General features: G+C 67.2%; 8 protein-coding genes and 2 riboswitches. Of the genes, 7 read left to right on the forward strand and 1 reads right to left on the reverse strand.

From position 1 onward, the window contains the following. Positions 1 to 25 precede the first annotated feature (25 nt). The gene (locus ACG02S_RS05440; protein ID WP_394469428.1) at positions 26 to 1,678 is read right to left on the reverse strand and encodes a glycoside hydrolase family 43 protein; all 1,653 of its coding nucleotides are present in this window, start codon (positions 1,676 to 1,678) and stop codon (positions 26 to 28) included. Positions 1,679 to 1,939: 261 nt separating this feature from the next. On the opposite strand from ACG02S_RS05440, the gene ACG02S_RS05445 reads away from it, so the two are divergent. The 7 genes from ACG02S_RS05445 (at position 1,940) to gcvP (ending at position 13,043) form a co-directional block, all read left to right on the forward strand. Then, positions 1,940 to 2,803, forward strand: coding sequence for a lysophospholipid acyltransferase family protein (locus ACG02S_RS05445; protein WP_394469429.1), 864 nt, complete (start codon positions 1,940 to 1,942; stop codon positions 2,801 to 2,803). Beyond that, on the forward strand, positions 2,800 to 3,717 hold the full coding sequence (locus tag ACG02S_RS05450; RefSeq protein WP_394469430.1) for an aspartyl/asparaginyl beta-hydroxylase domain-containing protein: 918 nt from the start codon (positions 2,800 to 2,802) through the stop codon (positions 3,715 to 3,717). The genes ACG02S_RS05445 and ACG02S_RS05450 overlap by 4 nt, the downstream gene beginning before the upstream one ends. 73 nt (positions 3,718 to 3,790) lie before the next feature. Beyond that, positions 3,791 to 7,036, forward strand: coding sequence for an amidohydrolase family protein (locus ACG02S_RS05455; protein ID WP_394469431.1), 3,246 nt, complete (start codon positions 3,791 to 3,793; stop codon positions 7,034 to 7,036). Between the two features lie 103 nt (positions 7,037 to 7,139). Continuing rightward, positions 7,140 to 8,381 carry an MFS transporter gene (locus ACG02S_RS05460; RefSeq protein WP_394469432.1) on the forward strand — a complete coding sequence of 414 codons (1,242 nt, stop codon included), beginning with the start codon at positions 7,140 to 7,142 and terminating at the stop codon, positions 8,379 to 8,381. Between the two features lie 9 nt (positions 8,382 to 8,390). Beyond that, positions 8,391 to 8,475: riboswitch (glycine riboswitch) on the forward strand. A 33-nt stretch (positions 8,476 to 8,508) separates the two neighbouring features. After that, positions 8,509 to 8,617, forward strand: a riboswitch (glycine riboswitch). A 27-nt stretch (positions 8,618 to 8,644) separates the two neighbouring features. Then, entirely contained in the window at positions 8,645 to 9,757 is a 1,113-nt protein-coding gene (gene gcvT / locus ACG02S_RS05465; protein ID WP_394469433.1) for a glycine cleavage system aminomethyltransferase GcvT, read from the forward strand. 2 nt (positions 9,758 to 9,759) lie between these two features. Beyond that, positions 9,760 to 10,134 carry a glycine cleavage system protein GcvH gene (gene gcvH / locus ACG02S_RS05470; protein WP_394469434.1) on the forward strand — a complete coding sequence of 125 codons (375 nt, stop codon included), beginning with the start codon at positions 9,760 to 9,762 and terminating at the stop codon, positions 10,132 to 10,134. 20 nt (positions 10,135 to 10,154) lie between these two features. Next, positions 10,155 to 13,043: an aminomethyl-transferring glycine dehydrogenase gene (gene gcvP, locus ACG02S_RS05475; protein ID WP_394469435.1), complete on the forward strand. Its 2,889-nt coding sequence runs from the start codon at positions 10,155 to 10,157 to the stop codon at positions 13,041 to 13,043. Positions 13,044 to 13,086: the final 43 nt, after the last annotated feature.

The following is a 13,086-nucleotide window of genomic DNA, read 5'->3' on the forward strand; positions in this document are numbered from 1 at the left end:
CTTGCCATGCCCCACCGCGCGTCGGTCAGGGGCCGAGAGCTTCGAAATCCACCCAGCTGAAGTCCGCCGTCGCCGCACGCGCCGTGGCGCTGACGGCGTACAGGCCCATATAGACGCCAGTAAAGCCGGTGGACGTCTCAGTGGACAGCTCGTGCGTGGGAATGCTGCACAAGGCCTGCCACCGGGCAGCGCCGTCGGCTCCCTCTGCGCCACGCCAGGCCAGCGCGTACTGGCGCGGGTCGGCCAGCACCTGCAACTGCAGCGCGCCCGCGGGTGCAGGAGCCGACGCCAGCACGCGCGCCTTGCCGCCCAACTGCTGCACGCATTCGACGCGCCGCTCCGTGCCGCCCATGCCGCCGCTGATGCGCAGCAGCGCGTGGTGAGACTCGTTCATCCGCAGCGCCACGCCGGCGGCATCGCCCGCGTCGCCGGGCTGGAAGTCGAGCTGCGTCGCGAAGCGTTGATTCAGGCGCTCCTGGCGCCGGCCGATGAAGCTGGGCGTGCCCACGACGTCGAGCCCGATGCGCGCGCCGGTCAGCCGCAACTGCCCCGGGCGCTCCGTCAATGACCACTGGCCCGGTGCGTAGGTCCGCAGGAAGGTCCAGTGCGGTGGCAGCCGCCGCTGCGCCGCAAAGGTCTCGCGGACCGGCGCAGCCGGCCAGGGCGCCCAGTCCGGCAGGCCACGGGTGGGCTGCGGTTGCGCCAGCACGCCCTGCTGGCCGAATTCGGGCCAGCCGTCCGCGCGCCAATGCACCGGCGACAGCAGCGTCTCACGGCCGATGTGATGGTGGCGACCACCGGCAGCCTGCTGCGGGCGGATGGCTAGCAACGTCGCCCACCAGTCACCCTTGGGTGTCATTACGAGGTCCGCATGGCCCAGCGCCTGGAACGGGCTGTCGGGCTGGTGGCGGTGCGTCAGCACGGGGTTGTCGGGATGCGGCTCGAACGGCCCCCACGGTGAACGCGAACGCGCCATGGTGATGCGGTGGTCGTACGACGTACCGCCCTCGGCGATCATGATGTAGTACCAGCCCTCGCGCTTGTACAGATGCGGACCTTCGGGCCAGATCCCGCCCATGCCGCTCCAGATCAGCCGGGGCTTGTCCAGCAGCTTGCCCGCCTTCACATCGACCCGCGCCTGGTAGACGCCGCCGTTGCGACCTCCACCGTGGCGCGTGTAGTAGACCGTGCCGTCGTCGTCGAAGAAGAACGAGGGGTCCATGCCGAACTCAGACTCCGGCAGCCGCACCGGGTCCGACCACTCGCCCGCAGGGTCCGTGGCGGTCAGAAAGAAGTTGCCGATGCCGCCCACGTCGGTGGTCACGATGTAGAACCGACCCGGCTCGCAGCGGATGGTGGGGGCAAAGATGGACTGCGAGCTCTTGCGGCCCTCGAAGGTCAACTGCCCGGGGCGCGACAACGCGTTGCCCACCAGCCGCCAGTGCACCAGATCCTTGCTGTGATAGACGGGCAGCCCCGGCAGGTACTCGAAGGTGCTGGTGACGAGGTAATAGTCGTCACCAGCCCGGCAAACGCTGGGGTCCGACGCGAAGCCGCTGACGACTGGATTGTCGAAAGTGGCCGGCATTGGTGGCTTCTCCGACTGCGCACTCGCGGCGCCCCACGCGGCTGAGAGGAACAGCGCCACCGAGGCGACAAAGCAAGACTTCAGATTCACGATGTCTCCTGACTATTGATATGGTTACCATATCCATGGTACCGATACCATTCATCCCGCACCGACCGGGTCTACCCTGATCCAGGTCGCAAGTTCACCGGCACGCCAGCGCACCCGCGCGCGCAGCACGGTTCAGCGACCCGGGTGCCCAGACGCCTTACGGCGATCCGCACAGGCAGTTACCACTACGATGCCGCCCCAGAACAAAAGTTGGGTGCGGACGATGGTGTGCATGGATGACTCCGGGGTGGGCGTGTGGGCGTGAGGCTGCTGGTCGGCCTGGTCTGGCTGCTCAGCTGGCTGCCGTTCCGCGTGATTTCGGGGCTGGGCTGGCTGCTGGGCAGCTTGATATACCTGCTGCCCACATCACGCCGCCACATCGGCACGGTCAACTTGCGGCTGTGCCTGCCCGACATGCCGGAGTCCGAACGCCAGGGCCTGCTGCGCGCCCATTTCGTCGCGATGGTGCAGATGCTCCTGGAGTACGGCTACGGCTGGTTCGCGTCGCGCGAGCGGCTGAAGCGGCTGATGCGCATCGAGGGTCTGGATCACCTGAAAGCGCTCGACGGCCGCAACGTCATCCTGATGATGCCGCACTTCACCGGACTGGACCTGGCCGGACTGCGCATCTCGCTGGAGACGCCGGTCGTCAGCATCTACTCGGTGCAGAAGGATCCCTGGCTGGACGCCTTCTTCCGCGCCAAGCGTCTGCGCTTCGGTACCGGCATCATCTTCGCGCGCCAACAGGGTACGCGGCCCACGCTGCGCGCGCTGCGCGACGGCTACCGGCTGTACTACCTGCCTGACCAGGACTTCGGGCACCGCGACTCGGTGTTCGTGCCCTTCTTCGGCGTGCCGGCCGCCACCATCGCCGGGCTGTCACGCATGGCGGCCGTGGGCAACGCCACGGTGCTGCCCTGCTACCCGCGGCGCGAGGCCGATGGCTACACGCTGGTTATCGAGGCGCCGCTGGATAACTTCCCCAGCGCCGATGTGGTCGCCGACGCGACACGCATGAACGCCGTCATCGAGCGTCAAGCGCGTCGACAATTGCACCAGTACTTCTGGCTGCACAAGCGCTTCAAGTCGCGCCCGCCCGGCGACCCGGACTTCTACGCCCCATGACCGACATTCCCTACATCAAGATCGCCATCGTCGCGATCTTCATCGGCTGCACGATGTACGTGCATTTCCGCGGCAAGGTGCGCCTGCGGTTCTTCCGCCAGTTGACGGACCACTCCACCTTCATGGCGCCAATCAACTGCCTGATGTACCTGTTCAGCAGGCTGCCCGCCAAGCCCTACCTGCCGGTGTCGGGCTTTCCGGAGCTGAAGCTGCTGCAGGACCACTGGCAAGACATCCGCGCCGAGGCGCATCTGCTGGCCAACGCCGGCGAGATCAAGAAGAGCGACAAGTACAACGACGCCGGCTTCAACAGCTTCTTCAAGACTGGCTGGACGCGCTTCCATCTGAAGTGGTACGACGACGCGCACGCATCTGCGAAGGAGCTGTGCCCTGTGACGACCGAGCTGCTGCAGCGCATCCCGACCGTGAAGGCCGCGATGTTCGCGGCGCTGCCGCCCGGTGGGAGGCTGGTGACGCACCGAGACCCGTTCGCCGGATCGGTGCGCTACCACCTGGGTCTGGTGACGCCCAATACGGACAACTGCTACATCTCCGTGGACGGCGAGCGTTACAGCTGGCGCGACGGCGAGGGCGTCATTTTCGACGAGACCTACCTGCACTACGCCGAGAACCAGTCGGACACGATGCGCATCATCCTGTTCTGCGACGTCGAGCGGCCGCTGAACAACCCGGTGGCCCGCTGGTTCAACCACTTCATCAGCAACACGCTGATCCGCGCGGCGTCCGCGCCCAACTCGGACACCGACAAGACCGGCGGCATCAACCGGCTGTTTGCCTACGTGCAGCAGGTGCGCATGTTCGGCAAGCGCATCAAGGCGAAGAGCCGTTTTGCCTACTACGCGATCCAGTGGGTCGTCTTCGGCGGCCTGATCGTCTGGTGGCTGTGGCCCTGATGCACACGACGACCGGGGAGCAAGCCTCCCTTCGTTAGCATCGAAGGTTTTGTTCACCCCCAAACCCTGCTCCATGCCCCGTCTGACCGCCGCCCCCGCCCTGCTGTTGGCCGCCGCCCTGGCCGCGAATGCGCAGGAAGCCGCCAAGCCTGCGTCCTGGAGCGTCAACGCGCCGCCCGGCGTCGCCAAGACGGCGCAGATCGACGTGAAGAGCGGCACGTGGATGAGCGTGGACGTCAGCCCCGACGGCAAGACGGTTCTGTTCGACCTGCTGGGCGACCTCTACACGCTGCCCATCGCCGGCGGCGAGGCCAAGGCGCTGACGCACTCCATCGCCTGGGAGCAGCAGGCCCGCTTCTCGCCCGACGGCAGGCAGATCGCTTTCCTCAGCGACGCTGGCGGCGGCGACAACGTCTGGCTCATGAACGTGGACGGCAGCGACGCCCGCGCCGTCACGAAGGAAGACTTCCGGCTGCTGAACAACCCGGTGTGGCACCCCAACGGCAAGTACCTGCTGGCCCGCAAGCACTACACCGGCACGCGCAGCGCCGGCTCGGGCGAGATCTGGCTGTTCCACGTCGAAGGCGACGCGGCCAAGAACAGGGGTGTGCAGCTCAACGAGAAGCCCAATTGGCAGAAGGACCTGGGCGAGCCCGCCGTGTCGCCGGACGGCAAGTACCTGTACTACTCGCAGGACACGACGCCCGGCCGCGCGTTTGAGTACAACAAGGACAGCAACGGCGAGATCTACAAGATCTTCCGCCAGGACCTCTCGGACGGCTCCGTTGAAGCCTTTGTGCAAGGTGCCGGCGGCGCCGTGCGCCCCACGCCGTCGCCGGACGGCAAGTACCTGGCCTTCGTGCGCCGCGTGCGCAACCAGAGCACGCTGTTCCTGAAGGATCTGCAGACCGGCGTGGAGCGCCCGGCCTGGAGCGGCCTGTCGCGCGACCTTCAGGAAATTTGGGCGATGTGGGGCGTCTACCCCAGCTTCGCGTGGATGCCTGGCAGCAAGGAGATCGTCGTCTGGGCCGAGGGCAGGATCTGGCGCGTGGACCCGTTCAAGGGCACGGCCGCCGACATCCCCTTCCACGTGAAGGACACGCGCGAGATGCGCGAGCCGATGCGCTATGCACACGCCGTGGCGCCCGACCAATTCACCGTGCGCCAGTTGCGCGGCGCGCAGGTGTCGCCGGACGGCAAGCGCGTCGTCTACGCGGCGCTGGGATCGCTGTGGCTGAAGGACTTGCCCGGCGGCACGCCGCGCCGCCTGACCCAGCAGAACGACGCCTTCGAGCTGGCACCGCACTGGGCGCGCGACGGCAAGAGCATCGTCTACGCGACCTGGCGCGACGACACGCAGGGCACGATCCGCCGTCTCGACATCGCTTCCGGCAAGGAGACCGTGCTGATCAAGGAGCCCGGCAAGTACCTGGAGCCGCGGCTGTCGCCGGACGGCAAGCAGCTCGTCTATCGCAAGATCAAGGGCGGCAGCCTGACCAGCCCCTGGCACAGCCTCGACACCGGCCTCTACCTGGCCGCGGCCGATGGCTCGGGCACCACCGAGCGCATCGCCAAGGAAGGTAACGCGCCGCAGTTCGGCAGCAAGGGCGACGAGCTGTTCTTCACGAAGGTCAGCAGCCCCAGCGAGGTCGACCAGCGCTTCTCGCTGATGCGTCTGAGCCTGCACGACCGCAGCGAGACCGAGATCGTGCGCAGTGATTTCGCCAGCGAATACAGCGTGTCGCCGGACGGCCAGTCGCTGGGCTTCGTCGAGCGCTTCCACGCCTATGTGATGCCGCTGCCCAACGTGCAGGGCCAGTCCGGCAAGGTCATCACCGTGGGCGCCAAGATGGACGCGCTGCCGGTGCGTCAACTGGACGTGAACGCCGGCTACGCGCTGCACTGGAGCGGCGACGCCAAGCGCCTGCACTTCACGCTGGGTGACGAGCTGTTCACGGCCAGCGCCGAAGGGAAAGACAAGGCCACCAGCCAGAAGATCGGCTTCGAGCAGGCCAGCGACAAGCCGGCAGGCAAGATCGCGCTGACCGGTGCGCGCATCGTGACGATGAAGGGGGATGAGGTCATCGAAGGCGGCACGGTGCTGATCGACGGCAACCGCATTGCGGCCATTGGCAAGGACGTCGCCATTCCCGCCGACGCGAAGCGAATCGACGCCACCGGCAAGACCATCGTGCCCGGCTTCATCGACGGCCACTGGCACGGGGCGATGAATGACGGCGGGCTGATCCCGCAGCAGAGCTGGGTCAACCTTGCCTCGCTGGCCTTCGGCGTGACGACTCTGCACGACCCGAGCAACCTGAACGCGGCCGTGTTCACGCAGGCCGAGATGCAGCGTGCCGGCATCGTCACCGGCCCGCGCATCTACTCGACCGGCAGCATCCTCTATGGCGCCCGCACGCCCATCACGGCCGTCGTCAACGGGCTGGACGACGCGCTGACCCATCTGAACCGCCAGAAGGCCGAAGGTGCGATCAGCGTGAAGAGCTACCAGCAGCCGCGCCGCGACCAGCGCCAGCAGGTGCTGGAGGCCGCGCGCCAGACGCAGATGATGGTGGTGCCCGAAGGCGGCTCGCTGTTCCAGAACAACATGAGCATGGTGGTGGACGGCCACACGACCGTCGAGCACTCGCTGCCGCTGGCCGAAGTGTGGGACGACGTCAAGCAGCTGTGGCGCCAGAACGCAGTGGGCTACAACCCGACGCTGAACGTGGGCTACGGCGGCCTGGACGGCGAGCACTACTGGTACGCCCGCACGGAGGTCTGGAAGCATCCGCTGCTGAGCCGCTACGTGCCGCGCGCGGTGCTGGAGCCGCGCTCCATCCGCCGCGAGACGGCGCCCGAGGAAGACTTCAACATCCTGCGCGTGGCGCGCACGGCCAACGAGCTGTCCAAGGCCGGCGTCAACGTGATGATCGGCGCGCACGGCCAGCGCGAGGGCCTGGGCGCGCACTGGGAGATGTGGATGCTGGTGCTGGGTGGCATGAGCCCGCATGACGCGCTGCGCGCCGCGACCATCAACCCAGCCCGCAACTTCGGCTTCGACAAGGACCTGGGCTCCATCGAGCCTGGCAAGCTGGCTGACCTCGTCGTCATCGACGGCAACCCGCTGGACGACATCCGCCAAAGCGACCGCGTGGGGCAGGTCATGCAGAACGGCCGGCTCTACGACGCGAGGACGATGAACCAGTTGGCCCCCGTGGCCAAGGCGCGCAAGCCGCTGTTCTTCGACGGGGGAGAAGGCAAGTCCATGCCCATCGACAGCCACGCGCTGGAGACGGCGCACGGCCACGGCGATTGAAGGCGGCCTTCGCCGCCGGCCAAGCCCCCGTGGGCCCCGGGCCGGCGATGTCTGCCTACACTGAGTTGCCTCTCCCGTCTCGCCGTCAGCCGGCCTCCGCGCCTTGTCCGCCTCCGCTCCGTCCGCCACCAGCATCTACCGGCACGCCGGCTTCACGAACTTCCTGATCGCCCGGCTGCTGGCCGTGCTGGCCACGCAGATCCAGGCGGTGGTCGTCGCGTGGCAGGTGTACGACCTGACGCGTGAGCCCATCGCGCTGGCCTACGTGGGCCTGGCGCAGTTCATCCCGATGCTGGTGTTGCTGTTGCCGGCGGGCGACCTGATCGATCGCTTCAGCCGCAAGCCCATCCTGGCGGCGGCCTGGGGCCTGAGCACGCTGTGCGCGGCCGGGCTGTGGTGGCTGTCCGGCCACGGGGAGTCAGGTGTCGACGGCATCTACGCGGTGCTGGTGGTGTTCGGCTGCGCACGGGCGTTCTCGGCGCCGGCGCTGCAGAGCCTGCTGCCGCAGATCGTGCCGCGCGAGCAGCTCGCCCAGGCGCTGGCCGCCAACAGCATGCTGCTGCGCGTGGCCAGCATCGGCGGGCCTTTCCTGGGCGGGCTGCTGTATGCAGCCGGCGGCGGCGAGCTGACGTATGCGGTCTGCTTTGCCAGCCTGGGTCTCGGCACCGTGCTGCTGCTGCGCGTGCCGGTGGCGCGTGCAGTGGCGGTCGCCGTGGGCGGCACCATCTGGCAGCGCTTCGGTGCCGGCATCCGTTTCATCCGCAGCCGGCCCATCATCCTGGGCACCATCTCGCTGGACCTGTTCGCCGTGCTGCTGGGCGGCGTCATCGCGCTGCTGCCCGTCTACGCCCATGAGGTGCTGAACGTCGGCCCCGCCGGTCTGGGTGCGCTGCGCAGCGCGATGGCTTTTGGCGAGGTCGCCACCGGGCTGTACCTTGCCACGCGGCCGTTCGACGCACACGTCGGCCGGCGCATGTTCATCGCCGTGGCCGTGTTCGGCGCGGCCAACCTGGTGTTCGCGCTGTCGCACTGGTTCTGGCTGTCGTTCGCAGCGCTGGTCGTCGCCGGCGCTTCCGACATGGTCAGCATGTACATCCGCGGCGCGCTGGTGCAGTTCTCCACGCCCGACGACATGCGCGGCCGCGTCAACGCCGTGAACATGCTGTTCATCGGCTCGTCCAACGAGCTTGGCGAGTTCCGCGCCGGCACGGCGGCCCACGCGATGGGTGCGGTGCCGGCAGCCGTTACAGGGGCGGTCTGCACGCTGGGCATCGTCGCGTTGTGGAGCCGGCTGTTCCCGCGCCTGCGAGAAGTCGACAAGTTTGAAGAAGCCTCGCGTGGCTGATGGCTAGAATGCGGCCCGTCAGGAGAGCGCTCCGGGATTCTTGGGAGCCGCCGAAGGCGCAACAACGCTCAGGCAGAAGGACTGACGAAACGTGTTGAGAGGTCGCGCCGACTGGCAGACACTCGACGCGTTCCTCACTGGAGAGAGACGGGTCCTTGAGCCCGTCCACTGAAGGGGCAAGCCTGCGGCGATTCGCCAGGGTCAATCTCTCAAGTACCAGGGACAGCGAGGACATCCACACCCGAATTCCGTCGGAGCTACTGATGTCCTCTTTGCTGAAAACGCCCCTGCACGCCCTCCACGTCGAGCTCGGCGCCAAGATGGTGCCCTTCGCCGGCTACGACATGCCGGTGCAATACCCCACCGGCGTGATGGCCGAGCACAAGCACACGCGGGCCGCCGCCGGCCTGTTCGACGTGTCGCACATGGGCCAGGTGCGGCTGGTCGGCGCCGATGCCGCCGCTGCGCTCGAAACGCTGGTGCCCGTCGACATCATCGACCTGGGCGTGTTCAAGCAACGCTACGCGCTGTTCACCAACGACCAGGGCGGCCTGTTGGACGACCTGATGGTGTGTCGGCGTCCCGACGACCTGTTCGTCGTCGTGAACGCCGGCTGCAAGGAGCAGGACATCGCTCACATGCAAAAGCACATCGGCTCGCGCTGCGAAGTCATCCCCGTGCCTGAGCGCGCGCTGCTGGCGCTGCAAGGCCCGCAGGCCGTGGACGTGCTGAGCCGCCTGAACCCCGAAGTCGCCAAGCTGACCTTCATGACCGGTGGCTTCTTCAGCCTCGACGGCATCGGCACCTTCCTGACCCGCTCGGGCTATACCGGCGAAGACGGCTACGAGATCTCCGTCCACGAGGACGACGCCGTGGCGCTGGCCCGCAAGCTGTTGGCCCATGCCGAGGTCAAGCCCATCGGCCTCGGCGCTCGCGACTCGCTGCGCCTGGAAGCAGGTCTATGCCTTTACGGCCACGACATCAACGAGACCACGACGCCGGTGGAAGCGTCCATCACCTGGGCCATCCAGAAGGTGCGCCGCGCCGGTGGCGCCCGTGCCGGCGGCTATCCCGGTGCAGCGGTTATCGATGAGCAGTTGGCCAACGGCGCTGCGCGCAAGCGCGTCGGCCTCGTCGGCAGGGAACGCATGCCGGTGCGTGAAGGCGCCAAGATCGTCACCGCGGACGGCACAGAGATCGGCACCGTCACCAGCGGCACGCTGGGCCCCACCGTCAACCAGCCGGTCGCCCTCGCCTACCTGGCGAAGGAGCACACCGCCGTCGGCACCGAAGTCTTTGCCGTCGTGCGCGACAAGCGCACGCCGATGGTCGTCTCCCCTACCCCCTTCACCCCCAACCGCTACTACAGAGGCTGAGCATGTCCATCAAATACACCCCCGACCACGAATGGCTGGAAGTCCACGGTGACGGCACCGCGACGGTCGGCATCACCGTGCACGCGCAGGATGCGCTGGGCGACGTGGTCTTCGTGGACCTGCCCGAAGTGGGCAAGACCTACGCCGAGAAGGAAGTCGCTGGCGTCGTCGAGTCCGTCAAGGCCGCGGCCGATGTCTACATGCCGGTGGACGGCGAGATCACCGAGGTCAACGAAGCGCTGCGCGACGACCCGGCTCTGGCCAACTCCGACCCGCTGAAGGCCGGCTGGTTCTTCAAGGTGCGCTTGAGCAACCCCAGCCAGCTCGACGCGTTGATGGATGCCACCGCCTACGACGCCCTGCTGAAGACTCTGTAATTTCTCGAAGTAGCCCTGCCATGCCGACGCCGCTCTCCCAACTCGAAGACGCCTCCGAATTCCACGCCCGCCACATCGGGCCGGATGCCGTCGATGAATCCTTGATGTGCGCCGCCATCGGCGTGGCCAGCCGCACCGCGCTAATCGACGCGGTCGTGCCCGCGGCCATCCGCCGCTCGCAGAGCATGAAGCTGCCCGCCCCCATCACCGAGGCGGGCGCGCTGGCCGAGCTGAAGCTCATCGCCGGCAAGAACAAGGTCTACAAGAGCTTCATCGGTCAGGGTTACTACGGCGTGCACACGCCGGGCGTCATCCTGCGCAACATCCTCGAAAACCCCGCTTGGTACACGGCCTACACGCCTTATCAAGCGGAGATCTCGCAGGGACGCATGGAAGCCATCTTGAACTTCCAGACGCTGGTGACCGACCTCACCGGCATGGACATCGCCAACGGCTCGATGCTGGACGAAGCCACGTCGGCCGCCGAGGCCGTCACGCTGGCCAAGCGCTCGGTCAAGAGCAAGAGCAACACCCTCATCGTCGCTGGCGACGTTCATCCGCAGACCATCGAAGTCATTCAAACGCGCTGCAAGCCGCTGGGCCTCGAAGTGCTGGTCGGCATGGCGCCGACTCTGATGGCAGAGCACGACTACTTCGCCGTCGTCTGCCAATACCCCAGCACCACCGGCCTCATCCATGACCTGAAGGCCTTCACCGAACAGGCACACGCCAAGCAGGCGGCTTTCATCGTCTGTACCGACTTGCTGGCGCTGACGCTGCTGACCTCGCCCGGCGAGTTCGGCGCCGACATCGTCGTCGGCAACAGCCAGCGCTTCGGCATGCCCATGGGCGCCGGCGGCCCGCACGCCGCCTTCCTGGCCTGCAAGGACGAGTTCAAGCGCTCCATGCCCGGCCGCCTGGTCGGCGTGTCCAAAGACGCGCAAGGCCACCCTGCCATGCGGCTGGCACTACAGACCCGCGAGCAGCACATCCGCCGTGAGAAGGCCACGTCAAACATCTGCACGGCGCAGGTGTTGCCTGCCGTCGTGGCCAGCATGTACGCCGTCTACCACGGCCCGCAGGGCCTGAAGCGCATCGCCGAGCGGGTTGCAAGCTACACGGCCATCCTGCACGCCGGCCTGACGCGCATGGGCGTCAAGGTCGTCACGCCGCATGTGTTCGACACGCTGCTGGTCGAGTGCGATGTTGCCGCCGTGATGGCCAAGGCTGTCGCGGCCCAGGCCAACCTGCGCAAGCTGAGCGACACGCATGTCGGCATCGCGCTGGACGAAACGACGTCGCGCGCCGATGTCGAAGCCATCTGGGGCTGGTTCGCGCCCGCCGGTGCGACGGTGCCGACCGTGGCCGAGTTCGCCGCCGGCGTTGAGAGTCTGATCCCGGCTCAGCTGCGCCGCACCAGCGCCTACCTGACGCACCCGGTCTTCAACACGCACCACAGCGAAACCGAGATGCTGCGCTACATCCGCAGCCTGTCGGACAAGGATCTGGCGCTGGACCGCAGCATGATCCCGCTGGGCTCGTGCACGATGAAGCTGAACGCGACGGCCGAGATGATCCCCATCACCTGGCCCGAGTTCGCGGGCGTCCACCCGTTCGCGCCGCAGGACCAGTTGGCCGGCTACGCCGAGTTGGACACGCTGCTGCAGAAGTGGCTGACCGAGTGCACCGGCTACGCTGGCATCAGCCTGCAGCCCAACGCCGGTTCGCAGGGCGAGTACGCCGGCCTGCTGGCCATCAAGGCCTGGCACGAGTCGCGCGGCGACCACCAGCGCACGGTCTGCCTGATCCCCGAATCGGCCCACGGCACCAACCCCGCGTCCGCGCAGATGTGCGGCATGTCGGTCGTCGTCACCAAGTGCGACAAGGAAGGCAACATTGATCTGGCCGACCTGAAGGCCAAGTGCGAACAGCATTCGACCAAGCTCGCCGCGATCATGATCACCTACCCCTCCACGTACGGCGTGTTCGACACGCACGTGAAGGAGATCTGCGCGATGGTGAAGGCCCACGGCGGCCGCGTCTACGTGGACGGTGCCAACATGAACGCGCTGGTCGGCGTGGCCGCTCCCGGCGAGTTCGGCGGTGACGTCAGCCACCTGAATCTGCACAAGACCTTCTGCATCCCGCACGGCGGCGGCGGCCCGGGCGTTGGCCCGGTCTGCGTGGTGGACGACCTCGTGCCCTTCCTGCCGGCGCACCGCACGGCCGGCCTCGGCAAGGCCAGCAACATCGGTGCTGTGTCCGCTGCCCCGCTGGGCAACGCGGCCGTGCTGCCGATCTCGTGGATGTACATCCGCATGATGGGCGCCGAGGGCCTGAAGAAGTCGACCGAGGTGGCCATCCTGTCGGCCAACTACGTGGCAGCGCGCCTAAGCGACCACTACGACATCCACTTCTCCGGCGGCGTTGATGGCGTCAAGGGTGGTGGGGTGGCCCACGAGTGCATCCTGGACCTGCGCCCGCTGAAGGACAGCTCAGGCGTCAGCGCCGAAGACGTCGCCAAGCGCCTCATCGACTACGGTTTCCACGCGCCGACGCTGAGCTTCCCGGTCGCCGGCACGTTGATGGTTGAGCCCACCGAGAGCGAATCCCGGGCCGAACTGGACCGCTTCATCGACGCGATGATCCAGATCCGCCAGGAGATCGCCGACGTCGAGGCCGGCAAGGTCAGTCGCGAGGACAACCCGCTGGTCAATGCACCGCACACGTCCATGGTCGTCAGCGCGACTGACTGGACGCACAGCTACAGCCGTGAGGCTGCTGCATTCCCGCTGCCGTCGCTGCGCCGCCAGAAGTACTGGTCGCCGGTGGGCCGCGTGGACAACGTCTACGGCGACCGCAACCTGTTCTGCAGCTGTGTGCCGCTGAGCGAATACGAAGAGGCTTGAGCCATCTTCACAAGAACAACCACACATCGCCGCGACATCGGCG

Origin of the sequence: Pelomonas dachongensis, from assembly GCF_043555865.1 — a bacterium.
GTDB classification, from domain to species: domain Bacteria; phylum Pseudomonadota; class Gammaproteobacteria; order Burkholderiales; family Burkholderiaceae_C; genus Pelomonas; species Pelomonas dachongensis.

Bases quoted from the DNA above. Each gene is read 5' to 3' on its own strand.
- gcvT (WP_394469433.1), top strand. From the start codon at position 8,645: ATGTCCTCTTTGCTGAAAACGCCCCTGCACGCCCTCCACGTCGAGCTC.
- ACG02S_RS05455 (WP_394469431.1), top strand. From the start codon at position 3,791: ATGCCCCGTCTGACCGCCGCCCCCGCCCTGCTGTTGGCCGCCGCCCTG.
- gcvP (WP_394469435.1), top strand. From the start codon at position 10,155: ATGCCGACGCCGCTCTCCCAACTCGAAGACGCCTCCGAATTCCACGCC.
- gcvH (WP_394469434.1), top strand. From the start codon at position 9,760: ATGTCCATCAAATACACCCCCGACCACGAATGGCTGGAAGTCCACGGT.
- ACG02S_RS05450 (WP_394469430.1), top strand. From the start codon at position 2,800: ATGACCGACATTCCCTACATCAAGATCGCCATCGTCGCGATCTTCATC.